At 38.1% G+C, this 23,580-nt stretch carries 23 protein-coding genes; 2 read left to right on the forward strand and 21 right to left on the reverse strand.

From position 1 onward, the window contains the following. Nucleotides 1-7: 7 nt before the first annotated feature. The 3 genes from AC1F25_RS05495 to AC1F25_RS05505 all read right to left on the reverse strand — a co-directional run bounded on the left by AC1F25_RS05495 (nt 8) and on the right by AC1F25_RS05505 (nt 2,619). Nucleotides 8-721 (reverse strand): YpmS family protein, encoded by a 714-nt coding sequence (locus AC1F25_RS05495; RefSeq protein ID WP_104760298.1) that lies wholly within the window; start codon nt 719-721, stop codon nt 8-10. 5 nt (nt 722-726) lie between these two features. Beyond that, nucleotides 727-1,620, reverse strand: coding sequence for an SGNH/GDSL hydrolase family protein (locus AC1F25_RS05500; RefSeq protein ID WP_002316172.1), 894 nt, complete (start codon nt 1,618-1,620; stop codon nt 727-729). Between the two features lie 156 nt (nt 1,621-1,776). Continuing rightward, nucleotides 1,777-2,619 carry a DegV family protein gene (locus AC1F25_RS05505; protein ID WP_002309576.1) on the reverse strand — a complete coding sequence of 281 codons (843 nt, stop codon included), beginning with the start codon at nt 2,617-2,619 and terminating at the stop codon, nt 1,777-1,779. A gap of 129 nt (nt 2,620-2,748) precedes the next feature. Here AC1F25_RS05505 and trhA point away from each other — a divergent pair, with 129 nt between their 5' ends. Further along, on the forward strand, nt 2,749-3,402 hold the full coding sequence (trhA, locus tag AC1F25_RS05510) for a PAQR family membrane homeostasis protein TrhA (protein ID WP_002309577.1): 654 nt from the start codon (nt 2,749-2,751) through the stop codon (nt 3,400-3,402). Between the two features lie 63 nt (nt 3,403-3,465). Here the strand turns inward: trhA and AC1F25_RS05515 are convergent, their stop codons facing one another. The 8 genes from AC1F25_RS05515 to AC1F25_RS05550 form a co-directional block, all read right to left on the reverse strand. Beyond that, nucleotides 3,466-3,984, reverse strand: a complete 519-nt coding sequence (locus tag AC1F25_RS05515) for a dihydrofolate reductase (RefSeq protein WP_002313876.1) — start codon at nt 3,982-3,984, stop codon at nt 3,466-3,468. A gap of 19 nt (nt 3,985-4,003) precedes the next feature. Then, a complete protein-coding gene (locus AC1F25_RS05520; protein ID WP_479994318.1) occupies nt 4,004-4,951 on the reverse strand; it encodes a thymidylate synthase in 948 nt (315 codons plus the stop codon). A gap of 11 nt (nt 4,952-4,962) precedes the next feature. Beyond that, the gene (locus tag AC1F25_RS05525) at nt 4,963-6,846 is read right to left on the reverse strand and encodes an ABC-F family ATP-binding cassette domain-containing protein (protein ID WP_002309580.1); all 1,884 of its coding nucleotides are present in this window, start codon (nt 6,844-6,846) and stop codon (nt 4,963-4,965) included. A gap of 158 nt (nt 6,847-7,004) precedes the next feature. Next, nucleotides 7,005-9,083 (reverse strand): cation:proton antiporter, encoded by a 2,079-nt coding sequence (locus AC1F25_RS05530; RefSeq protein ID WP_002309582.1) that lies wholly within the window; start codon nt 9,081-9,083, stop codon nt 7,005-7,007. A 12-nt stretch (nt 9,084-9,095) separates the two neighbouring features. Beyond that, nucleotides 9,096-9,371: a hypothetical protein gene (locus AC1F25_RS05535; RefSeq protein WP_002290188.1), complete on the reverse strand. Its 276-nt coding sequence runs from the start codon at nt 9,369-9,371 to the stop codon at nt 9,096-9,098. 465 nt (nt 9,372-9,836) lie between these two features. Next, nucleotides 9,837-10,292 (reverse strand): hypothetical protein, encoded by a 456-nt coding sequence (locus AC1F25_RS05540; RefSeq protein ID WP_002290187.1) that lies wholly within the window; start codon nt 10,290-10,292, stop codon nt 9,837-9,839. Between the two features lie 153 nt (nt 10,293-10,445). After that, entirely contained in the window at nt 10,446-11,654 is a 1,209-nt protein-coding gene (locus tag AC1F25_RS05545; protein ID WP_002344136.1) for a CCA tRNA nucleotidyltransferase, read from the reverse strand. A 111-nt stretch (nt 11,655-11,765) separates the two neighbouring features. Beyond that, entirely contained in the window at nt 11,766-12,098 is a 333-nt protein-coding gene (locus AC1F25_RS05550; protein ID WP_002309584.1) for a nucleotide pyrophosphohydrolase, read from the reverse strand. Nucleotides 12,099-12,245: 147 nt separating this feature from the next. On the opposite strand from AC1F25_RS05550, the gene AC1F25_RS05555 reads away from it, so the two are divergent. Next, nucleotides 12,246-13,121, forward strand: coding sequence for a YitT family protein (locus AC1F25_RS05555; protein WP_002309586.1), 876 nt, complete (start codon nt 12,246-12,248; stop codon nt 13,119-13,121). A gap of 81 nt (nt 13,122-13,202) precedes the next feature. Here AC1F25_RS05555 and AC1F25_RS05560 read toward each other — a convergent pair whose 3' ends face one another. The 10 genes from AC1F25_RS05560 to AC1F25_RS05605 all read right to left on the reverse strand — a co-directional run bounded on the left by AC1F25_RS05560 (nt 13,203) and on the right by AC1F25_RS05605 (nt 23,555). Next, nucleotides 13,203-13,784, reverse strand: a complete 582-nt coding sequence (locus AC1F25_RS05560; RefSeq protein WP_002344134.1) for a ReoY family proteolytic degradation factor — start codon at nt 13,782-13,784, stop codon at nt 13,203-13,205. Nucleotides 13,785-13,789: 5 nt separating this feature from the next. After that, nucleotides 13,790-15,049, reverse strand: coding sequence for a tetratricopeptide repeat protein (locus AC1F25_RS05565; RefSeq protein WP_123835088.1), 1,260 nt, complete (start codon nt 15,047-15,049; stop codon nt 13,790-13,792). Nucleotide 15,050: 1 nt separating this feature from the next. Continuing rightward, nucleotides 15,051-16,097 carry a hypothetical protein gene (locus AC1F25_RS05570; protein ID WP_002309590.1) on the reverse strand — a complete coding sequence of 349 codons (1,047 nt, stop codon included), beginning with the start codon at nt 16,095-16,097 and terminating at the stop codon, nt 15,051-15,053. Nucleotides 16,098-16,329: 232 nt separating this feature from the next. Further along, nucleotides 16,330-16,605, reverse strand: a complete 276-nt coding sequence (locus AC1F25_RS05575; protein ID WP_002290178.1) for an HU family DNA-binding protein — start codon at nt 16,603-16,605, stop codon at nt 16,330-16,332. Nucleotides 16,606-16,847: 242 nt separating this feature from the next. Continuing rightward, nucleotides 16,848-18,158: a ribosome biogenesis GTPase Der gene (der, locus tag AC1F25_RS05580; protein ID WP_002290177.1), complete on the reverse strand. Its 1,311-nt coding sequence runs from the start codon at nt 18,156-18,158 to the stop codon at nt 16,848-16,850. A 181-nt stretch (nt 18,159-18,339) separates the two neighbouring features. Further along, on the reverse strand, nt 18,340-19,569 hold the full coding sequence (gene rpsA, locus AC1F25_RS05585) for a 30S ribosomal protein S1 (RefSeq protein WP_479994319.1): 1,230 nt from the start codon (nt 19,567-19,569) through the stop codon (nt 18,340-18,342). 134 nt (nt 19,570-19,703) lie between these two features. Then, nucleotides 19,704-20,384, reverse strand: a complete 681-nt coding sequence (cmk, locus tag AC1F25_RS05590; protein WP_002309595.1) for a (d)CMP kinase — start codon at nt 20,382-20,384, stop codon at nt 19,704-19,706. 48 nt (nt 20,385-20,432) lie between these two features. Further along, nucleotides 20,433-21,068 carry an SAG1386/EF1546 family surface-associated protein gene (locus tag AC1F25_RS05595; protein ID WP_479994320.1) on the reverse strand — a complete coding sequence of 212 codons (636 nt, stop codon included), beginning with the start codon at nt 21,066-21,068 and terminating at the stop codon, nt 20,433-20,435. Nucleotides 21,069-21,133: 65 nt separating this feature from the next. Next, nucleotides 21,134-22,537 (reverse strand): RecQ family ATP-dependent DNA helicase, encoded by a 1,404-nt coding sequence (locus AC1F25_RS05600; RefSeq protein ID WP_002309597.1) that lies wholly within the window; start codon nt 22,535-22,537, stop codon nt 21,134-21,136. Continuing rightward, nucleotides 22,524-23,555: a helix-turn-helix domain-containing protein gene (locus AC1F25_RS05605; RefSeq protein ID WP_479994321.1), complete on the reverse strand. Its 1,032-nt coding sequence runs from the start codon at nt 23,553-23,555 to the stop codon at nt 22,524-22,526. Before AC1F25_RS05605 ends, AC1F25_RS05600 begins: the two co-directional genes overlap by 14 nt. Nucleotides 23,556-23,580: the final 25 nt, after the last annotated feature.

Below are 23,580 nucleotides of genomic sequence, written 5' to 3' on the forward strand. Positions count from 1 at the left end.
TCTAATACTACTCATTTGATGTTTTTTTGTTCTCTTTTGTCTTGCTTTCAGTACTGCTGTTGCTAGTTTTGTTTGTATTTGAGTTGCTTGAAGCATCAGAGGTATCTTTTGGCAAATATAGACTAAATCGAATGTCATCATTTACTAAGTCGATTTTATCTGCTTTAATATACATCCCGTTTTGCATTCGGAATTGATCCAATCTAAGCATGATAGTCAAATCATCTGTATTAACTTCGATCCAATCTGGCAATTTATAGTTTCTCTTGATCATATTCATCACATCTTTGATTGGCAAACTCAAGGTTCCAATAGAAAGACTTCTAGCTTTTAGTTGGACATTTCCATTTTCCATCACATAAGGATCAAAATATAAATAGAAATTGATAGGAAAACCTAATACTTCGAAAGTACCATTGAGTAGTGCTTCATTTTCCAAATAGAATTTATATTCGATATCACTATCTTTTTGATACTCACTAAGGAAAAAGCTAATGATTTGATTGACTTTTTCTTTATTTGAATTGATTGTGAGGACAGGATTGCCTTGCCTTTCCGTGAGGGCAGGTATTTCTGGGAGTTCTGGTTCCCGATTAGCAAAAATACGGCTACCTAAAAATACTGTCGAACCGAGTACTACCCCAAGAAGGATAAGAAAAGCGACTTTCCAGTAATTCGTTTTCTTTGCTTTGTTTGAAGTTGCTCCAGACCTTGTTTTCATGTTTTTTACTCGTCCTCCTTCTCTAGCCATTGGTTTTGTGTCTCAATCAGCTGATCTCTCACTGCATTTGCCATCAATTGATAACCTAAATTATTCGGATGGAAATGATCTTCTTCGTAAAGCACATTGTTTTTGATGCCATTTAGATTTTCTGTCGTGCTAGTTGTTTGATCTGTGCCTTCTTCTGTGACACCTACTTCTTGATTCAATCCTTGATAAAGCAAGTCATTGATTGGAATAAAGTAGCAGTTCGGCATTTTTTTCGTCACCGTTTCTGTTCCTTTGTTCCAATTATTAACGATGGTCTGCATGTCAGTGATTTCAGGAAAGTTCAAATAAAATGGATTGTAGATGCCTAAAATATAAATTGGCGCAGTTTTATTGAGGGATCGAAATTCTTCCAATAGTTCTGTGACATTTTCCTGATAGTTTTTCATCGGTTTTTTAAAGGAATTGACCGTTAACCCGAACAAATTATTTTGGATAACTTTCATCAAATCATTTCCGCCAACAGTCAGCGTGATAAAATCAGCTGTTTTGATATTGTTTCGAATTTCTTCTTTTGTTTTTACTCGCTTTAAGATTTGGTCACTTCGTTCACCATTTACACCATAGTTTTCTGTTTCAACCGCAGTCAAATTATAACGGTCTTTTAGATCATTTGCGACAAGGGGAACGAAGCCTCCTTGTTTGGTTTGATCCCCTACTCCTTCAGTCAGCGAATCTCCGATAGCTATGTAGTGAAGTTTTTCTTTTTTATTTGGGTCTTCTCTCACAGTAGTTACTGGTTTCATTAGAGGGCCAGCTTTCGGTATGGAAGCAGCTAGACCTGCATAGATGATGATCGCAATTAATAATGGGAACAAAACGAGGATCAAATGTCGTTTCGTTAATTTCATCTTTTCACCTCTTGTATTCGATTGGTCTAATGTTATCAAAAATTTTATCAAAAAGGTAGTCTTTATGAAAAAAGAAAATAATTATTTTCCTATTTTTACAAAGAAAAAGAGAATAAGCTAAAAGCCTTGCAGGCTGAGGGCTTATCCTCTTTTTGACTAGTCTACGTAATACATGATTGCAAACGCGTCTTTACCAGTATGCGTAGCGATAACCGGATTCGTATGCAGTACAGGGATATGCATATCTGGAAACAATTCTTGTAGACCTTCTTTGAATTCTTGTGCCAGTTCTTTTGCATCCGCATGTGAGATGCCGATTTGCCGCACATTTGGCAATTCTTTCAGTTCGTTTTTCAAATTATTGAACCATTTGTCGAACGTTTTCTTTCCTCGCCCCTTCGTTACAGGGATCAATTCAGAGTGGGCGAAATTCATCACCACGCGTATGTTCAAAACACTAGACAGTAAACCAGTCGTTCGGCTGATCCTTCCACCTTTTACCAAGTTGTCTAGTGTGGAAATTCCGATGTATAATTTTGTATTATCTTGTACTTTTTTGACTTCTTCAAGGATTTCCTCTACTGATTTACCTTCTTTTGCTAATTCAGCTGCTCGAATTACCTGAAACGATAATCCTTGGTCAGTGGTATCACTGTCGATAACCGTTACTTTCGTTTTGGTTAAATTACTAGCTTGTCTTGCTGCTTCTACTGTTCCACTCAAGCCTTTTGTCATATGGATCGAAATCACTTCACTGCCGTCTTCTCCTAACTCATCATACATTGAGATGAATTCTCCAATCGGTGGTTGGCTGGTTTTTGGCAGATTTTTTGCTTTCGCCATCATTTCCATAAATCTTTCACCGTCTAATTGGTCATCATCCGGATATACTGTTCCGTCAATCATGATGGATAGCGGCATGACACGAATGCCTAAAGCGTCGCGTATGTTTTTTTCCATCGTACATGAAGAATCTGTTACGATTTTTACGTTTGTCATTATTTTCTCTCTCTTTCTTTAACAAGATGTCTTATTCATGTTAAACTACATGTAAGACAATTTCTATTTTTAGTATAACAGACAAATAATGATTTTTCATTAATTACACCTAGTAAAGGAGCCGTTTTCATGGAAAAAACGAAATTTAATCGAACGTATGAAATATTAAATGAAGTGTTTAATGCAGTCACCCATGGAATTGGGACTGGATTGAGTATCGCAGGACTAGTGATTCTTTTGATAAAGGGTGCCCACTTGCATTCCTCTCTCCATATTGTCTCTTATGCTATCTATGGATCGATGATGATTCTTTTATTTTTAACGTCTACGTTGTTTCATTCATTGATTTTTACAAAAGCAAAAAAGGTGTTCCAAGTATTCGATCATAGTTCGATTTTTCTTTTGATTGCAGGAAGTTATACTCCTTTTTGTTTGCTGAGTATCCGAGGATGGCTAGGTTGGACTTTATTTGTATTGATTTGGTTGTTTGCGATTCTTGGCATTATATATAAAGCGTTGACGTTGCATAAACGCGAGAGAGTATCAAAAGTATCTACGATCATCTATATTTTTATGGGGTGGCTATGTGTCGTGGCTGCTGTTCCTCTTTATCATTCTCTTGGAATGACTGGTGTTATTTTGATGGTGGCAGGCGGTCTTTCTTACACGATAGGCGCATTCTTTTATAGCTTGAATTCTATCCGCTATATGCATGTGGTTTGGCATTTGTTTGTTATGTTAGGTGCAGGTTTTATGTACTTCTCTGTTTTATTTTTTACTTAATAAAAAAGCTATTGATGGGTCAGCTCTAAATAAAAGCTGTTCCATCAATAGTTTTTTTATCGTCTATTCGCCTGTCCCATTTTTTAAAGGATTCTCATTACGCTGATAGGTTTCAAATTGATGCGGGTAACGATTTTTTTCATCTATTTCTCCTTGACTCGTATTGATCAATGACCAATCAGACCAGTCAACAGGTGGAAAATAAGCATCTCCATCAAATACATGATAGATGACTGTCCGGTATAATATCGTACAAAAAGGTAGAAATTCTTGATAAACAGCTGAACCTCCAGCGATGAAAAAAATACCATCTGTTTCTTTTTCCAAGGCAAGCACTTCTTCTACACTATGCATAACATGCACGCCTTCTGCTGTATAGGAAGAATCTCTAGTCAAAACAATCGTTTGACGATTCGGCAACGGACGGCTGCCCATCCCTTCGAAAGTTTTACGTCCCATCACTAATGTATTTGCTTCTGTCATTTGTTTAAAGAATTTCAGATCATTTGGCAAACGCCAAGGAAGACGGTCTTCTTTTCCAATCAATCCGTTTTCGTCCTGTGCCCAAATTGCAGCTAACATTTTCTCATCCTTTCTGATTTTAAACAGCGATAGGCGCTTTGATCGTTGGATGTGGGTCATATCCTTCTAACTGGATATCTTCCACCTCAAAATCAAATACTGACTGCTTTTCCTGATTCAAAGCTAAAGTTGGAAATGCGCGTACTTCTCGGCTTAATTGTTCTTCCATTTGTTCGATATGGTTGATATAAAGATGAGCATCTCCTAATGTATGAACAAATTCTCCCACCTCTAAACCTGTTTCATGTGCAATCAAGTGAGTCAGCAACGCATAACTTGCAATATTGAACGGAACACCTAGAAAGACATCCCCACTACGTTGATACAATTGGCAGCTTAACCGTCCCTCTTGCACATAAAATTGAAACATCGTATGGCAAGGAGGCAAAGCCATGCTAGGAACATCTTCTGGATTCCATGCAGAGACAATCAATCTTCTAGAATCAGGTGTTTTTTTGATTGCTTCGATCACTTCTTTGATTTGATCAATAAAACCGCCGTCTTTTGTCTCCCAGTGCCGCCATTGATAACCGTAGATGTGACCAAGATCACCGTATTTCTCAGCAAAGGAATCATCTGTTAGGATCTTTTCGCAAAAAAGTTTGCTCTGCTTTTTATATTCTTCATTGAATTCAGGATCTGTCAAACTTCTATGTCCAAAATCAGTCATATCTGGTCCGTTATAATCTGTACTTTTGATATAGCGTTCAAATGCCCACTCATCCCAAATATGGTTTTTATTTTGTAATAGATAGCGGATGTTCGTATCTCCTTTTAAAAACCAAAGCAGTTCGCTTTTGATCAAGCCAAAAGGTACTCGTTTCGTTGTTAACAAAGGAAAACCTTTTTGCAGATCAAACCGCATTTGATACCCGAATAAACTTAACGTGCCCGTGCCTGTTCTGTCTTCTTTACGATGTCCTTCTTCCAACAATTTTCTTCCTAAGTCAAGATACGCTTGTTCCATCCCTTTTCCTCCTAATCTTCTGCCCATTCACTCAAATATTCCCAACGTGCCATTTTTTCTTCAAGTTGTGCTTCTGTCTCAGATACGTCGTTTTGCAATTCCTGTAACCGAGTGAAATCATCTCCTTGATGATTCATCTCTTCTTGGAGTAATGAGATTTTTTCTTCAAGTTCTGCAATATCCTCTTCAATCGTTTCCCATTCTTTTTGCTCCATATAAGATAATTTTTTCTTTCCAGCAGGTTCCTTGCTCTGTGTTTTTGGCTTCACTTTTTCAGCAGGCTGCTGGAGTTCTTTTTGCTTCAGCAAATAACTGGACATGTTTCCATAATAAAGTTCTTGTTTTCCGTTTCCTTGGAATACCAATAGCTTATCTGCTACCTTATCCAAGAAATAACGGTCATGGGAAACAGTGATCACAGCACCTGGGAAACTTCTGAAATAGTCTTCCAAAATCGTCAATGTTGCTATGTCCAAATCATTGGTCGGTTCATCCAATAATAACACATTGGGTTGTTGGATCAGCAGTTTCAACAAAAACAATCGCCGTTTCTCTCCACCTGAAAGTTTGCCAATCAGTGTCCCATGCATAAATCTCGGAAATAAAAATCGTTCAAGTAATTCTGCTACCCCGATTTGACTGCCATCAACCGTTTTTGCTTCTTCAGCAGCTTCTTGCAAGTAAGCAATCATCCGTTTATCTGGCGCCATTTCTTCATTTTCTTGTGTATAATACGCAAGCCGAACCGTTTCACCGATAGAAATTGTACCGCTATCCAGAGGAATTCTGCCAGCTAGAATATTAAGCAATGTCGATTTCCCTGCCCCATTTTTACCAGTAATTCCTAGCCTTTCCCGAGATTGGATCAGCAAATCTAAATGTTCTAGCAGTGTTTGGTCATTTATACGGTAACTGCCATCTTTGATTTCCAATACTTTTTTTCCTAAACGTTGTGTCGCTAGATTCAATTCTAAGTCATCTTCTTGGTTTACTTGATATAAATTCTCCTTTAGATCTTCGAAACGGTTGATTCGTGCTTGCTGCTTGGTACCACGAGCTTGCACTCCTGCCCTCATCCATGCTAGTTCTTGCTTATAAAGTCGCTTGCGCTTTTCTTCTTGTTCTACTTCTACACGATCACGTTCTGCTTTTTCTAAGACGTAAGCTTCATAATTTCCTTTGTACTCGTATAATTTTCCAAATGAAAGTTCGAAGATCCGGTTTGCTACTCGATCTAGAAAATAACGATCGTGAGTAACCATCAATAGAGCGCCACGGTATTGTTTCAAATAGTTTTCCAACCACTCGATTGCTTGATAATCCAAATGGTTTGTTGGCTCGTCTAGTAATAGTAAATCGGGTTCATCAATCAGCACTTGAGCTAAACTAACTCGTTTTTTCTGTCCACCCGATAGCGTATTGATTTTTTTATCTAATTCACTGATTCCTAATTTTTGCAAAATAATCTTCGCATTGGTATCTGTGGTCCAAGCATCTTCTTTATTCATTTGTTCTTCTGCTTTAGCATAACGTTTTTGCACATTAGGGTCTTCTCCATTTTCCCCTAGTTCGATCAATGCTTCCTCATATGCTCGAACAGTTTGGATCAAGGGACTGTTTCCCTGAAAGACTGCTTGGAGAACAGTTAGTTCATCAGAAAATTCAGCTGCTTGAGAAAGATAACCTATACGGTAATCAGTTGGATAAAACACTGTTTGCCGATCGCCATCGCCGCTATCGATACCAGCAATAATATTTAAGAGACTTGTTTTACCCGTCCCGTTCGTCCCAATCAACCCGATACGGTCTTTTTCGTGGATCAAAAAAGAAATCTGGTCAAACAAATCTTTTTCACCATAAGTTTTTTTGAGGTCAGTTACTTTTAATTCTTTCAACGTGTTCCCTCCTTATCTTGGATATTGTATCATAAAAATAGTGAACTTCAGGAAAATTTTTTTCGAATTTGTTCTTTTTGTGTTCCAAAAAAAGAACAGGACCGATCTGATCCTGTTCTGACATGTTTTGTTTTTATCGTTCTTGAAAATCTATTTTTTTATTTCGTTGCGCTCGATTTTTTTGACTTTGCTCGAAACGCAAATCGGAAAGAAAAGTTATCTGACGGTTTGTTCATCGTGTAAGATTCTAACAAATTGATATTCCTACGGTAGCTATTCGCAGAAAACGTCGTGATTTTCTCAGCAACTTCGTATTCATCGATGATTTTTCTTTCAAGATAGTAACCTCTCAGCATTTTTTTCGTAAACAGGTTATCTTGCTGGATCATCCACGAAGAAATCAAATTCCCCGAGCTCATTTTTATTCCCTCAAGTTTGCGTTGCTGGATAAAAAATTGAAGCATCGTTTCATCATAAATATCAGTCAAGTTATCTAAACTTTCAATAATCAATTGTGTATTTTTTTGATATGTCTCCCTGATTTCTTGGATATCTTCATCACTAATAAATGTCTGACGATCCGCATACCTTCTTTGCCAAAACATTTTTGGGTGGAGAACGATTCGCATCAACCTACGGACAACAATGAACCAAAAGCCGATAAAAGATAAAAATTGACTGGTGATCGAATGTTCGAACCGGGAAAGAAAACGGGAATAAAAGCGATAACCATTAGAAGAAAGTTTACCCGAACGATAACTTTCATCTAATCCGTCGCGTTCGATCGACAAAATCAGTGCTTGTATTTCTTGTACTTCTTGCTTTTCATCATCGGTTAAATCTTCCAAGTACAGATCACGTATCCGTTCCTGGTAATTTTCTATCACTGCTTCAGTGGCTAAAAATTCTTTTGTATCACGATCAATTTCCTTTATTTCTTTTCGCAAAACTTCAACGACCTCTTCTAAGATCATCAAAGCATTCAAATCCGTGCTTTTCGCTTCCTCTGTTTCCGTCAGCATAGGCAAGACAATGATCCCTATGACCAAAGTCACTAAGATAACACCGGCCGTCAAAAACAAAAGTAAAGATCGCTGGTAAAACATCATATTATTGATTGAAAAGGGCAAAATAAAGATCGTAGCCAAACTGACTGTTCCCTTTACACCGCCAAATGTCAAAATCAAGATCTCGTTCAACTGTTTTTTGAACTTTTTACTGCCATCTTTGAATACATAAAAAAGACTGATGGAAATGAATCTAATCACAAAAAGCATAATAGAGATCAATACGATAATTGCTAACAAAAGACCATTTGGATATAAACCGTCTCCCCATACCGGCGAGAATACTTGTGTCAGTTCGATTCCTAAGAATATAAACACTAATGCATTCAGTGTAAAAGCAATAGTTGTCCATGTACTGTGGGACAAACTCGACAACTCTGCATCAAACACGGTGATTCTCCTAAAACCAGAAGCTTGGAGAATACCTGCTGCCACCGCAGCAATGATCCCAGATACATCAAATGCCTCTGCCAAGACATAGGCTAGAAAAGGAAGCAAAAGTTCGATCAGCAGATACCCTGTGACATCTTGTGCCGATGCTTTTTCAATCAAATGGATTATTTTTTGTTTGAACCAGACAAGCAAAAAACCGATCAAAGCTCCACCAATACTGGAGACCACTAAACTCACCCCAGCGTTTACTGCGGAAAAAGAACCGGTGATTAGCGCACCAAGAGCAAACTGGAAGGCAGTAACGCCAGATGCGTCATTCAACAGGCCTTCTCCTTCTAAAATATGCATTGCTTTCTTAGGAATATTCACCCGTCCAGAAAGCGAACTGACTGCTACCGCATCTGTCGGACCTAACGCTGCTCCAAAAGCAAAGCAGGCAGCAAGAGGGACACTTGGCAACAGGAATGACAACGTCGCACCTACGCCGACAAGGGTCAAAATGACTCCGCCAAATGCCAAGAACAGAATAGTCCCGAAATTTTTGAGAATCGAAGAAATATCTGCTTTTTCTCCTTCTCTAAATAACAATGGTGCAATGATCATAACCAAGAACAATTCAGGTTCAAAATCAACTGATTGTCCCCACTCTGTCAGACCTAATACCACTCCAAGGAAAATTTGGATCAGTGGAGCTGGGATCATTGGCAAAATGCGGCTAGCTATGTTCGATAAGGTGATCGTTACTGCAAATACAATAACTAACTCAGCAAATTCCATCGTCCATCCCCTTTACTTTTTATTTTGTGTAAGCATTTTTAAAAATTGTTCTTTTTTCTTTAAAATTTTGGTTTCAACTACTTCAACTTGTGTTTGATTTCCCTCTAATTCACACTGTACACGTTTTGACTCCAAACGAAGCAGATCATGTTTCAGACGTTCCAACTGACGATACATCAATATATTTCTTTTACGCAACTTACAAAGTATTTGACGGCGGTCATCCATCGAAAGGGCGCCATAGCGATCATGCAACAGTTTTTTTTGTTGTTCAAAACTTTCTCTCATTTTCTAGATCTCCTATACACAAACTTCCATCATTATAGCAAAGTTCTCTTTGAATGAAAAATATTTCATTGTTTCATCGTTTATTGCTAGTTAGAAATTTCCATAAATTTTTCAACGCCTCATTCTATTCCAAATAGTCTCAGATATCAAGTAAAACTTAAGAAAGATAAAAGTTTCTAACAAAAATAATATTTGTTTTTTTATCATATCCTCCTTGTTCCTTTGTCACAACAAAAAAAAGACTGTGACAAAAATATTGTCACAGTCCCTTATTCTGAATAAATGGTGTTCTAGAGACAGCCTATTAGCCATAAGGCACGATTTTGTAAAAATATGAGAAGCTATTTTTCAAAAATCACTTCTTATCGCTCCTGCGGTTACTCGTCGCAATTTCTTTGTTAGAGTTCTCATCATCGCTCAAGGCTGAATGTCTCTTTCACAACCTCATTTTTGCGTAAGATCAATTTATTCGAAAAATTCTCCGTATACATCTTCTACACGTTGGTCTGGGTTGATCACGATGTACAAGTTACCTGTTTTTTCGCTGATTTTTGTAGATTGGTATTGATTGTCTAATCCTTCTGTTCCTTTATCTAGATATGGGAAGTATACAAGATCAGGTGTTCCATTGCGGTAAAGGATTTCCATTCGTTCGATATCTTCGTATTTCAATGCACGATTAAACATGCCCATTTCCAGTCCACCTAAGTTGATATCATGTGTCGCAACTGCGTCCCCCTCATGGAAAATTTCGATTTTAAATCCAGCACATGGATGGATTTCAACAAATTCACTGCCGTTGATCCGTCCAAAACTTGTTGTGATTTGTTTGATCCAAAGATCGCCGATGTGACGGCGGTTAATCGTCCATGTTTCTCCATTTCTAAAATAAAATTTTAGCGCTGTCATTTCTTTACTCATTAAAAAGACTCCTTTATGATGTAATTTATTCTTGTACTTTCTCAGTTTAGCACAAATTTATGTAAGTGGTCACATTTTATGTTTTTTCTTCTAATGACGTATCTGCCCAGTTTAAGTAGCTAGCCAAGCTGAGCAGATACAGTCTAGCGTTTTTTAAATCAATTTTTCTTTCGATAAAAAATCCAAAACCTGTTTTTTATCATTTTCTATTCTTTGTTCTACGACAGCTTTTTCAGCTGATTGCAAAGCTTCACTAACCCACTTACCAGGTTTTTTTCCACTTTCTTCCAGCAAGATTTTACCATCTACAGCTAATTCGCTTAATGACTTGATAGGTAAACGATCATAGGATTCTTCTACGACATCCATCTGTGGTGTTTCATCAAAATAAGTCATTAATTCTTCTACTTGCAATGCATGCTTTTTGCCTAAGAAGTATAATTCGAACGGTTCTAAAACTCCAGTTTTTCGTTGACGCAGTCCTTGAACAAGTGCTTGGACATCCTTGATCATTTGATTGGAACACTTCCACGATTTCAAAAAGGAGCGAATTTCATTTTCTTTTAGATCCAGTTGACTGATTAATAATGTCCATGCTTGACTCTCTTCTTTCAATGGAACGGAAGGTAATTCAGCAAAACGTAAAAGTGCTTCACCTTCTTCTCTCAAACCAGGGCAGCAAATATAACATTCTGTTTTAATGAATGCATGGATTCCTGCAGACCGTTCATTTCCCAAAAGCATCTTGATAAATTCCACATTTATACGTTCTACAGATATTTTGCCTAATAGCTCGTGGTTTTCTTTGATGGCGTAGAAGGTTTCTTCCTCTAATTTGAATCCTAATTGACTGACAAAACGCAACCCACGCATCATTCGCAAGGCATCTTCATGGAACCGCTCATGAGGATTGCCTACAGCTCGCAAGATTTGTTCTTCTAAATCTTGCAGACCATCGAACAAATCGATGATTTCGCCGTCTTCTTTCAAAGCAAAGGCATTGATTGTAAAATCTCTTCGTTTTAAGTCTTCTTCCAACGAACGAACGAATTCTACATGATCTGGTCTGCGGTAGTCTTGATAAGTTGATTCCGTCCGAAATGTAGTGATTTCATATTGTTCATCGTTTTCTAATACCAATACAGTCCCGTGTTCAATCCCGATATCTATCGTTTTTGGAAAAAGCTGTTTGATTTCTTCTGGAAATGCGCTTGTTGCGATATCCACATCATGGATCGGCTGGTTCAGCAAGATATCACGAACACTTCCACCTACAAAATAAGCTTCATATCCTGCATTTTCTAATTTTTTCAGAACTGGAATTGCCTTTTGGTATTCCAGAGGTAATTGTTTTAATTTCATTTTTCCAACCTTTCCTGCGTGTTTCTTGTACTGAGATAAGTACTCAGTTGCATGATGCCTGATTGATAAGTCCGTTTTAGTAGCTTCAAAGCACAAACCACTTTATTTTTTTTACTTGTCCTTACGTTCAAAGCGGTTATGGTCTCTTTGATTGAATTTTTCCATATTTTTTTCAAAAACATCAGTTAAGTCGATATTCAACGAATTAGCCATGATCATCGTAACGAATAAAACATCTCCAAGTTCTTCTGCTACCGAGTTATCTGGTTCCGAAGCTTTTTTGCTTTTTTCTCCATAAGCGTGGTTGACTTCTCTGGCCAATTCACCTACTTCTTCCGTTAATCGAGCCAGTTGAGCTAATGGAGAGAAATACCCGACCTTGAATTGTTGGATATATTCATCTACTTCCTGCTGCATACTGTATAAAGAACGTTTTTCATCCATCTTTTTCCCTCCAAAACTATCTTACCAAAACTTTAACGCAAATCCTAGATAAGAGCAATTGAGAAAAACGAATTTCCGTGCTACATTTAGGAAGGAATTTCTAAATGGAGATTCTTTGAAAATACATAATTGAAAGCTGGGATTCATATGGCTACACGGAAAACAGTAAAAGAAGTACTTTTTATTATTATAGGAACGAGTATTTACGCATTTGGACTTGTTTATTTGAACATCGCTAATCACTTAGCAGAAGGGGGCGTCTCAGGGATCACCTTGATCTTGAGAGCTTTATTCGGAATTGATCCAGCTTATACGACTTTATTAATTAATATCCCGTTGATTTTACTAGGGGGAAAGATCCTCGGAAAACGTTCTTTAGCCTATACTGTTCTAGGTACACTCTCTTTGTCATTCTTTTTATGGATCTGGCAACGGGTTCCGCTAGAAATTAATTTACAGCATGATCTACTGATCGTTTCTCTACTTGCGGGTTTGGTTGCAGGGGTAGGAAGCGGGATCGTCTATCGGATGGGTGGAACAACAGGCGGAAGCGATATTATCGCTCGGATTTTAGAACAAAATTACGGCATCTCCATGGGACGTTCCCTATTGGCATTCGATATCATCGTCTTGCTTGCTTCCTTAACCTATATCGACTTGAAACGCATGATGTATACGTTGATTGTTTCGTATGTTTTCAGTCGTGTGATTGATTCGATCTTAGATGGCGGATATTCTGCAAAAGGTCTACTTGTCGTCTCCAACAAAAGTGAAGAGATTGCACCGCTACTGATGACCGGTCTGCAAAGAGGTGTGACTTTCCTTTCTGGAGAAGGCGCATTCTCTGGTAATTCAAAAAAAATCATCTATATGGTCGTTAGCTCTAGTGAATTAACTGAAGCTAAGAGGATCGTCCACGAGATTGACGAAAAAGCTTTCCTTTCAATCATCAATGTGCATGAAGTGGAAGGGCAAGGCTTTACTTATTTGAAGCCACAGACAAGATTACTGAAAAAACTATAAGAAAAAAGACAAAGATTGGCTATGAGGAAAGATTCCACATCCAGCTGACCTTTGTCTTTTTTAGTACTATACTGTTTTTAACTAATTGTTATGTTCACTTACCCGGTTACTTTTCTTTTGTGTCTGCAAAAGGATCTTTCGGTTAACTTCATCAGATAATTTCAAAAAAGCATCCCTATCTCCATCTTCTAGCGCTTGATCGATTTGAGCATAAAGCATATTTAGTTTTGCTGCTTCTTCTTTTTCTTGAAAATATTGCTCGATCAATTCAGTATCTTCTTCACTAACAGAAGCATCCCAAGAAGAAAATGGATTATCTTCTAAGATCGATAGATATTCTCTTGTCTGCCAAGCATTCTCAAATAGACATTCCACATATAAGGGTTTCTTCCAATTCAATCGGATCTCATGAAAAATCTGATCTGTATCCGTAAATTCTTTTCCCTGCAAAAACAATTTCATTGGTTCCCCTTCAACAGATAGATCACTGATTTGCAGACCTCGATCCGCAAAATTTGCCCCTTCTACAAAGTGGACATTACTTAAAATCGCTTCATGATTGGCAAGATAATTCAAGATCCAAAAAACTTCTCTTCGGCTAAAAGATACATGATTGACCATCCACGTTAAAAAATTCTTCTTTTCCCGTACATCAATTAGCATTTTTCTCACCTCTCTGTTAGATCATCTAATAATGACAGTGCCTCCATATCTCCTGGTTCAAGTTTTAAATAATGAGTCAATAATTCTTGCGCTCTTTTTAGCTGTCCTTCTTCTCTTAAGAAAAAGGCATATTCTTTCAAGAAATCTGGTTCATGAGATAGTTCATGATAAGCTTGTTCATAGTGTACAGCTGCAACAGTGAAGTCTTCTAATTCATTATAAGCATGCGCTAGATTCCATTCCGCATACGGATTAGCAGTTTCTTCCATCTGATTGATCACTTGTATCACATCTTCATATCTTTCATCATCCAAGTAAAGATTGCTTAAAGTAAGTAATGTTTCATCTTGTTTATCTTCTACTTCTAAAGCTTTCAGCAAGAGTTCCTCTGCTCGCTGTTTGTCGTGCAGACGAAAAGCATTTTCAGAGGCTAGATGATAAAGTTCAACTTGGTAAGGATTTTCTTTGATTCCTTCTTCTAACACTGTTTGCGCTTCTTCAACCATTTCTTCTTCTTGAAGAGCTTGTCCTAGATATAGATATAATGATTGATAATGTGGATTAACTTCTCGAAGCTCTTCCAGATAGTTGATTGCTTGCTGATTTTCTTTTAATTGGAGATTCGTAAAAGCTAGCTGAAACAGTCGATCATCTGTCTTTTCTTCTTTCAATGCTTCTTCTAAAGGTGCGATAGCTGCTTCAAATTCACCTTGCATGCTTAAGGATTGCCCTAAACGTTCTTGCATCGAGATTCCTGACATCTCGTTTATTCCACTTGCCAACAATGTTTCATAAATTACTGCTGCCTCTTTGAAACGATCGACTGAAAAATACAATTCAGCTAGTGCAAACTGGATCAATGGTTCATCCGGTAGCAACCCTGCCGCTTCTTTCAATTTTGCTTCACTTACTTCAGGAATCCCGATGACTTGGTACAAATCAGCTATCGCCAATAAGCTTTGCGGATAGTAATCACTTTCCTTATCCACTTTTTCCAAGTATTCAAAAGCTAGGTCAATCTCATTGTCTTCGATTGCAATTTCTGCTAGCGGGATGTTTAGTCCGTCATTTTCTGGATATTGGTTGATCAATTGTTCAAAAATCTGTTTTGCCTCAATCAAAAAGCCAATAGCTAGCAATTCTTCCCCTAGTTCAGCTAATATATCTGCTGGATCTTCCTTTAATGCTTTTTCTAAAAAGAGTTGTGCTTGTGCCAGATCTTCATCTGATAAAGCTTGCAACATTTTTTCGCTATTTGTATTCATTTCAATTCCCTCTTATCTCGCTGACGATTTGTTGAAATACCGTCATTGTTCTCAACAATTCTTTTTCGTTTGGTCGTTGGTATCCGTCTATTATACCTATTTTTTCTAAAACAAGTATTTTTTTGCTTTTTTCTGCCAAGAAAAGGACTTTTTCCAAATACTCCATCTTTGAAATCTGTTCCAACCATTGGATAGGATAGCCAAGCAAGTCTAGCCATACAAAAAAATTTTTTAGTTGGAAATCAAACGGATAGGCTTGGAGATTCCACACGAAATGAAACATCATCCCTAAGAATTTTTTCATACTAGCAGAAAGCAAGTGTCCATTTTCAGTCAGATAAAAAGCTTGTTCAAATAGTTTACCATAATTCGACAGATTTTCTGCCTCTAATTGATAAAAATAAATCATTTCTTCGATCATCCCGGCAAATGGCCGGGTCGTTAATTGCTTTTTATTTGGATAGTTTTTATACAAATTTTGTAAAAAACGGTGATCACAAATCATTCCGCAACAGATAAAAGTCAAAAAGTCAATCTGTTTTCCGTCCACTTGCCGCTCGCTGATCGTTTGATCATAAACGATGCGTTCTGGCATGTTGATGGTTTGTAGCACGACACGATTCGGTAGCTGCAAAATCGTTCGCTGTGGAGTTAATGCTCGGCTCAGCGAACGGATCGAGACAGGAATCAGCCAAAGTGATGAATCAAGGATTGTATGTTTTTGAAAAAAACCTGCCAGATCCATGATCCCTTCATTTCCAAATCCGATAACAAACATGGATTGATTTTCGGGATAGCGTTTGGTGAAATCAAGCAAGTTCTTCAATTCTGTTAAATGATTGCATTGAGTATTGGCACAAATGTACCAGTCATTATTTGCCTGATTTGCAAATAATGGGTTGATCTTATCTGCAAACAAATCATAATAACGCTGATTTGTTAAAAACAAGATGGGTTGATCGATCGAAAGTGCTCTTAGTTGACTGACAAGCGTTTCTCCGTAGAACACTTTTGTCAATGCTTCTTCTACTTGATAATCAAGTTCCATGCGCATCCCTCCTCTTCTTATTTTTATTTTACCATTAGTAAGCAAAATCTAGAAAAGATAAGGGCAAAGTCCACCTCTTAACTTGGAAATAAATAAAAATTAAATAAAATACATGTGTTTTTTATGTATGACATACGGATTCGAAATTTTTGTCTCTTAATTGACTTTTTCTGCTAGGAAATAAAAAGAAAAGCACTTGTAGCCTTAGAGCCACAAGCGCTTTTTTACTGTCTTATTTAACAGCGTCTTTTAATGCTTTACCTGGTTTGAATGCAGGTACTTTGCTAGCTGGAATTTCGATTTCTTCACCAGTTTGTGGGTTGCGACCTTTGCGAGCTGCGCGTTCGCGAACTTCAAAGTTACCAAAACCGATTAATTGAACTTTTTCGCCGTTAGCTAAAGCATCTTGAATAGTTGAAAATACAGCATCTACTGCTGCAGTTGCATCTTTTTTAGTTAAATCAGTAGCTGAAGCAACTTTTTCGATTAATTCTGCTTTGTTTGCCATGGATAGATTCACCTCCTCCACAAGAGATATGATAGAAATATCATTTAGTTAAAACTTTCTGAGTGGTCCAGAAGTTTAAAAAGAAATATTGATTAACTTCAATATTCTGTTATCACGATATCATATGAACCGCTTAATAGCAAGGTTTTTACCAATTTTCATATGCTTTTTTTAGTCATAGAAACGTAACAAACAAAACTATCTTTTTCTTTTGAAAAAAAAACGTTGATATGGTAAAATGCCTATTTTCTTCTACGAGGGATGATTCGAATGGATGTCCCTTCAAAAGTAAATGCTTTTCTGATTTGATTTTCTAAGAAACGCTCATAAGAAAAGTGCATCAATTCCTCTTCATTGACAAAAACAACAAATGTAGGCGGTTTGACAGCGACTTGTGTAGCATAAAAGATCTTCAGCCGTTTTCCTTTATCTGTCGGTGTTGGATTGATGGCTACAGCATCCATAATGATATCATTCAAAACAGCAGAAGAGATACGAAGATTCTGGTTCATACTTACTTGTTCGATCATTTCAGGAAGACGTTCCAACCGTTGTTTAGTCACTGCAGAAACAAAGACGATCGGTGCGTAATCTAAATATCGGAATTCATCACGGATCTCTTGTTCGAAATCACGCATCGTATTGGTTTCTTTCTTCACAAGATCCCATTTATTCACAACGATAATGACACCACGACCAGCTTCATGAGCGTAACCCGCTACTCGCTTGTCTTGTTCTCGAATCCCTTCTTCCGCGTTCAGTACCATCAAAACGATGTCAGAACGGTCGATCGCACGCATCGCACGCATCACGCTGTATTTCTCAGTATTTTCATATACTTTTCCGCGTTTACGCATGCCGGCTGTATCGATCATCAAGAATTTCTGTCCACTTTCAGAAACAAAGTGAGTATCGATTGCATCCCTTGTCGTTCCTTCAATATCCGAAACAATCACCCGTTCTTCTCCTAAAATCGCGTTGATCAAAGAAGATTTACCAACATTTGGGCGACCAATCAAACTAAACTTGATCGTGTCGTCATCCTCTTCTTCAGTCTCTTCAGAGAAATACTTCACTGCTTCATCTAAAATATCGCCAATTCCTAGTCCGTGGCTTCCTGAAACAGGATAAGGATCGCCTAGTCCTAAAGAATAAAATTCATAGATATCATTTCTCATTTCCGGATTATCTACTTTATTGACTGCTAAAATCACTGGTTTATTACTTCTGTATAAAATTTTCGCAACCATCTCATCTGCGTCTGTCACGCCTTCGCGTCCGCTGACGACACAGATGATCACATCTGCTTCTTCAATCGCGATTTCTGCTTGATGTTTGATCTGATCCATAAAAGGTTCATCGCCAAGATCAATTCCGCCTGTGTCGATCACGCTAAATTCTCGACCTAACCATTCGCCTTTTGCATAAATACGATCACGAGTTACTCCAGGAGTATCTTCGACAATCGAGATACGCTCACCAGCGATGCGGTTAAAAATCGTAGACTTACCGACGTTCGGGCGGCCAACGATTGCAATTGTTGGATTTGCCATATTATTTCCTCCTCACAAGTTTCCAATCTCACTTAGTTTAACGAATGCAATGCCAACTTTCAAGCATAGATTGTCAATTAAACGAAGTATTTTTATTCCTTAATGAAATACTAACCGCTTTTCAAAAGAAAAACTGAGACAAAAGCAGCTGCTTTCATCTCAGTCACAGATACAAAATCAATTATTTTTCAGAATCATCGGTTGCTTTTTCTTCTACTTCTTCTTTCAACGCATCCCCTAAAATGTCTCCCATAGTGAATCCAGTATTTTCTTCTGGTAATTCATAAGACTCCACATTTTTTGGTTCTTCTTCTGAAGCTGGTTTTTCTTCTAAAGCTTTGATGCTCAATGCAATACGATGTTCTTCTGGATGGATCTCCAATACTTTCACTTTCACTTCGTCGCCTTCATGAAGTACTTCGTGAGGTGTGGCGATATGTTTATGTGAGATTTGTGAGATGTGGACTAGCCCTTCTACTCCAGGGAATACTTCAACAAAGGCACCGAAACTTGTCAGACGTTTAACAGTTCCGTCCAATACTGCTCCAACTGGGGCTTTTGTATCGATTTCTGACCAAGGTCCAGGCTGTGTATCTTTGATTGACAAGGAAACACGTTCTTGCTCAGGGTTGATAGACAACACTTTAACGTTTACTTCATCATTAACAGCTAACACATCACTTGGTTTTGCTACATGACTATGAGAAATCTCTGAGACATGGACTAGACCGTCAATTCCGCCTAGGTCGACAAATGCCCCGAAATCAGTAAGACGTGCGACACGTCCGCTAAGAACATCGCCCTCATGAATCGTTGAAAGGATTTCTTTTTTCTTTTCTTCTCTTTCATTTTCAACTACCGCTTTGTGCGATAAGATCAAACGATTTTCTGATGGTTCGATTTCAATGATTTTAAAACTCAATGTTTTGCCTTTATAATCTGAAAAGTCCGCAACAAAATGATCTTCCACCATTGATGCAGGGACAAAACCACGCACACCGACGTCAACGACTAAACCGCCTTTGACAACATTTGTAACAGGTGCTTCAATTACCTTACCGTCTTGGAAATCTCTTTCGATGTCTTCCCAAACTTTTTTAGCATCTAAACGGCGTTTTGAAAGAAGATAGCTGCCGTTTTCTTTATCTTTGCCGATCGTACTGATAACAACTAAGTCTAATACATCGCCGACTTTCACTACTTCGTTGATATCTTCTACTGGTAAAGTTGATAATTCTTTTGCCGGAACGACGCCTTCAATTCCGGCCCCTTCGATTCCGATAATTACTTGTTTGTCTTCGATAACCAAAACTTCGCCCTTAACAACATCGCCAACTTTTACTTCTTGGACGCTTTTCATTGCGTCTTCCATTGACTGGTTGTTCTCTTGATTTTGATCAAATTCTGTCATAACACTTGTCCTCCTAACCAACATTCTGCCGTAAGTACGGTACTGTTTTTAGTTTAATTGATTATTCAAAAAAAATAAAGCGATTTCGTTCGTTTTCCTTGAAAAAACAATTGTTTTTCAGTTTTTTTCTTCATTTAAAAAAGAAGATATCCCTTTTCCAAAACGACGGCTTTTATCGCTGCAACGACTTCTGGAATGGATTTGCCGGTAGTATCAATACGAACAGCGTCCTCTGCTTGCTGCAGCGGAGAAACTTCCCTTGTTGAATCATAATGGTCTCTTGCCTGTATCTCTTTTGTTAATGTTTCAAGATCAGTTGGGATCCCCTTTTCTTGGTTCTCTTTGAATCGTCTTTCTGCACGCTCACTTACGCTTGCTACTAAAAAGATTTTTACTTCTGCATTCGGCAATACAGCTGTCCCAATGTCTCTTCCGTCCATCACAACGCCACCGCGTTCGCCTATTTTCCGTTGGATAGCAACTAGTTCTTCTCTTACTTTCCCATGAGCAGAGACTTCTGAAACAGCTTTTGTGACATCTGGCTGACGGATTTCTAGTGTGACGTCTTTTGATGCTGTGAATACATGCTGCCCATCTTCTTGTTGTGAAAAAGAGATAGGATACTTTTTGATCAGTGAAACTAGTCCTTCCTCATCTGAAAAAGATACATTATTCGTAATAGCTAGATAAGTTACTGCGCGATACATGGCACCGGTATCCGTATAAATATAATTTAATTCTTTTGCTAAGATTTTGGCAACGGTGCTTTTTCCAGATGAAGCAGGTCCGTCGATTGCAATACTGATTTGTGTCATGATATAACTCCTTTTTCTCAAAAAAAAAGCCGCAAAGCGCGGCTATTATTATTTAATTCTTAGTTCTTGACCAGGGTAAAGCATAAAGTTGTTTGGATCTAAGCCATTCAATTCAAACAATTGGTCAATGGTGATTCCTGCACGCTCAGCCACTTGTTTTGGACCTTCGCCTGCTTGAACAGTCGTTGTCGTACCGGCTACAGCTGAGGAAGAAGGTGTTGTTTCTGCTGCATTGCTGCTTGAATCCCCTGCTTGATAAGTTGTGTCACTTGAGGAAGAAGGTGTTGTCTCTGCTGCAATACTGCTTTCTGACGTTACCCCTGTATCTTGAGAAACAGTAGATTCTTCCGCCATTGTACTAGATTCTACTGTTGAATTCTCAGTTGACTCCTCTTTTGTTGTACTTGTGGAACTTTCTACTACTGATGTCGAAGTTTCAGAAGAAGATGCTGCTGTTGCATTGTTGCTTGATCCGTTTCTGATCCAGAAATAAGCACCTGTTGGAATAGCGATACATAAGACTAGTAAAATCAAAAATAGCGAAAGAAATAATGTATTTCCTTTCTTTTGTTGTCTCTGAGAACTTCTTGATGAAACCTCATCATCTGTATCATAGATTGGTTGTTCCCATGGTTCTTGTGTTTCGTTATTTTCTGTAGATTGATGTCTATCTTTTCTGCTCACTGTTTTACCTCCTAAACTCTATCGTGTGTATTATACCATAGGAAAAAGTGTCTTGTCCTAAAAAATCAATGTTCCATGTTTTTTTTAAATAAATTTAGTAAAATCGATTCCCAATGAAGCGGTTCAGTCTTAGAAAAAGCCTTTTTCTTTGGTAGAAGTTCTACTTTTGCGCCATCAATATCACAACAATTCTGCGGCTTTTCGGAAAGTTCTTCACCAAAATAGGCCAAGATGAATTTTCTGCGGCAGTCTTCTTCATGGATATAACGAAGCATCTGCTGTAGGCGGAATTCTTTTTCTTTTTCCTGGCGTTTGAGCCGTTCCACCCAATTTTCTGGTTTTTCAGACTGTTGGATCAACTCCATCCATTTTTTTTGCAGCTCATCAAATGGCGCTTGCTCTGCTGCATATTCCAAATAAAGCTCAAAACTTTGTCGCTGTTCTCTAGAAAGTTGATTAAAGAAATAATGAATACGTTCATCTCCACTTTGATATAAAAGGATTGCTGCACTTTCTTCTTGATCTCTGCCTGCTCGACCGATTTCTTGTACATAGTTTTCCAGACTGTCTGGCAAATCGTAATGGATCACATAACGAATATCAGATTTATCGATCCCCATACCAAATGCGTTCGTAGCAATGAGAAACTGCAGCTGATTTTTTACAAACTGTTGCTGAAGCTGTCTTCTTTGAGCTGTGTCAAGGCCACCGTGATAATATCCAACTGAAAAGCGCTCCCTGAATAAATGATACAAGCGTTCGACTTCTTTTTTTGTTGCACAATAAATAATTGCCGCACCTTGTGCTCTTTCCATGAATTGTTCAAGTTCTTGTTCTTTTTGCTGCGTCTTTCGAACAAAAAGCGAGATGTTTTGTCGATTGACTGATTGTCTAACCTCTTTTGGCTGTCGATCAAATAGCACCTGACGTATATCTTTCGCTACCAAATCTGTCGCTGTCGCCGTTAGAGCCAATGTGACTGGGTTTCCCAAATGCTCGCGGATTTTTCCTAACTGTTGATATTCTGGCCGAAAATCAACCCCCCATTGTGATACACAATGGGCCTCATCCACTACATATAGCGCTATATCCTGTTTTTTCAGCTGCTCTAATAGAGAAGGGTTAGTCAACATTTCCGGACTCAAAAATAAAAATTTATATTGCGACAGATGACGGAGAACATATCCTCTTTCAGCTCGCGAAAGCAAGCTATTGAAAGCAGCTACTCGTTTTTCCCCTCGTTTTTGCAGTTGTGTTACTTGATCTTCCATGAGAGAAAGTAGCGGTGACACGATGAGGACCATCCCATCCATTAAATACCCTGTTAATTGATAGCATAGGCTTTTCCCCGTTCCTGTAGGCAAAATAGCGAGAGTATCTTCTCCATCAAGCAACGCCTGAATAATTTCTTCTTGGCCGGGTCGAAATGAATCGAATCCAAAATATTTTTTTAATTCATTTATTAACATTCTGTATCGCTTCCTTTCTCAATAGATAGATTTGATACAAACGAAATTCTCCATAATCTAATTGTCCATCTACATTCAATTCGCTGAAGCGCCACTCGCGCACGGAATCCTTATTTGGTTCCAACCGTTCGACCGTTTCTTGAGAGAGAATCCGCTCGTATGGAAAATCATCAAAAAACAAGGCCCACTCAATAAGATGATCTGTTACCGTCCCTTTTTTTAAATGACGGATTGCCATAATCTGGTCAATTGTCTGACCATTCATAAACATCTGCTTGGTGATCATCATGCTTTGATTGAAATTTTGCTGTAATAACGGATCAATCAACACATACCATAGCGAATCTGGCCGTTCTTCTATTTGTGCGAGCAAAAGATGGATACATCTGCTTTGTTGTAAATAAACAGCTGACTCATCATTGGTTTTTGCTAGCTGATATGGCAGAAGGCCTGTTCGATCATTTCCAGAGAATTGGTTAGCTAAAAAATCGGCTGCTCCTTCTGGTATCTCCGAAAACAGCTGCGCTAAACTTTCATACGCGCTATCAATCAAAATTCCACGTGACAATCTGCTTCCACTAAGCCATTTTTTCAGTTGAAAAGTATAAAAAGGACTTGTCTCTGCTGGAAGATAATTTTGGTTCCCAGATGCCAGATTAGAAATCACTTGAACAGCAAATTTGATGAGCCGCCAACTAGTTTCCCCAGTTCGTCCATATCGGTCAAAACGCAAACCAGTATATTCTGTGTGAAGTTCAGACAACCTATCTGCTCCTGCAGACGTTAGTTTTGCTTCATTTTCATTTATTTCGATCCAGCCTTGCTGTGCAAGTTTTTGCATAATCTGAGAAAACTTGTCCTGTTTCAATTCTGGAAAACTGTTATGAGCAAATAAAAGTTCGTGAGTAAATCCGAAAATAAGTACTGAAGTCGTTCGCTTTCCCACAAGGAACTGGTAAAGAGAGCTGACTCGCAGCTTGTTTCTTGATGAAAATAGCGATAAAATAAAAACAATCATATTATTCTCCTTAAGTTAGGATGGT

Source organism: Enterococcus sp. M-BR2 (genome assembly GCF_056612775.1).

Bases quoted from the DNA above. Each gene is read 5' to 3' on its own strand.
- AC1F25_RS05495 (WP_104760298.1), bottom strand. From the start codon at position 721: ATGAAAACAAGGTCTGGAGCAACTTCAAACAAAGCAAAGAAAACGAAT.
- AC1F25_RS05500 (WP_002316172.1), bottom strand. From the start codon at position 1,620: ATGAAATTAACGAAACGACATTTGATCCTCGTTTTGTTCCCATTATTA.
- AC1F25_RS05505 (WP_002309576.1), bottom strand. From the start codon at position 2,619: ATGACAAACGTAAAAATCGTAACAGATTCTTCATGTACGATGGAAAAA.
- trhA (WP_002309577.1), top strand. From the start codon at position 2,749: ATGGAAAAAACGAAATTTAATCGAACGTATGAAATATTAAATGAAGTG.
- AC1F25_RS05515 (WP_002313876.1), bottom strand. From the start codon at position 3,984: ATGTTAGCTGCAATTTGGGCACAGGACGAAAACGGATTGATTGGAAAA.
- AC1F25_RS05520 (WP_479994318.1), bottom strand. From the start codon at position 4,951: ATGGAACAAGCGTATCTTGACTTAGGAAGAAAATTGTTGGAAGAAGGA.
- AC1F25_RS05530 (WP_002309582.1), bottom strand. From the start codon at position 9,083: ATGGAATTTGCTGAGTTAGTTATTGTATTTGCAGTAACGATCACCTTA.
- AC1F25_RS05535 (WP_002290188.1), bottom strand. From the start codon at position 9,371: ATGAGAGAAAGTTTTGAACAACAAAAAAAACTGTTGCATGATCGCTAT.
- AC1F25_RS05540 (WP_002290187.1), bottom strand. From the start codon at position 10,292: ATGAGTAAAGAAATGACAGCGCTAAAATTTTATTTTAGAAATGGAGAA.
- AC1F25_RS05545 (WP_002344136.1), bottom strand. From the start codon at position 11,654: ATGAAATTAAAACAATTACCTCTGGAATACCAAAAGGCAATTCCAGTT.
- AC1F25_RS05550 (WP_002309584.1), bottom strand. From the start codon at position 12,098: ATGGATGAAAAACGTTCTTTATACAGTATGCAGCAGGAAGTAGATGAA.
- AC1F25_RS05555 (WP_002309586.1), top strand. From the start codon at position 12,246: ATGGCTACACGGAAAACAGTAAAAGAAGTACTTTTTATTATTATAGGA.
- AC1F25_RS05560 (WP_002344134.1), bottom strand. From the start codon at position 13,784: ATGCTAATTGATGTACGGGAAAAGAAGAATTTTTTAACGTGGATGGTC.
- AC1F25_RS05565 (WP_123835088.1), bottom strand. From the start codon at position 15,049: ATGAATACAAATAGCGAAAAAATGTTGCAAGCTTTATCAGATGAAGAT.
- AC1F25_RS05570 (WP_002309590.1), bottom strand. From the start codon at position 16,097: ATGGAACTTGATTATCAAGTAGAAGAAGCATTGACAAAAGTGTTCTAC.
- AC1F25_RS05575 (WP_002290178.1), bottom strand. From the start codon at position 16,605: ATGGCAAACAAAGCAGAATTAATCGAAAAAGTTGCTTCAGCTACTGAT.
- der (WP_002290177.1), bottom strand. From the start codon at position 18,158: ATGGCAAATCCAACAATTGCAATCGTTGGCCGCCCGAACGTCGGTAAG.
- rpsA (WP_479994319.1), bottom strand. From the start codon at position 19,569: ATGACAGAATTTGATCAAAATCAAGAGAACAACCAGTCAATGGAAGAC.
- cmk (WP_002309595.1), bottom strand. From the start codon at position 20,384: ATGACACAAATCAGTATTGCAATCGACGGACCTGCTTCATCTGGAAAA.
- AC1F25_RS05600 (WP_002309597.1), bottom strand. From the start codon at position 22,537: ATGTTAATAAATGAATTAAAAAAATATTTTGGATTCGATTCATTTCGA.
- AC1F25_RS05605 (WP_479994321.1), bottom strand. From the start codon at position 23,555: ATGATTGTTTTTATTTTATCGCTATTTTCATCAAGAAACAAGCTGCGA.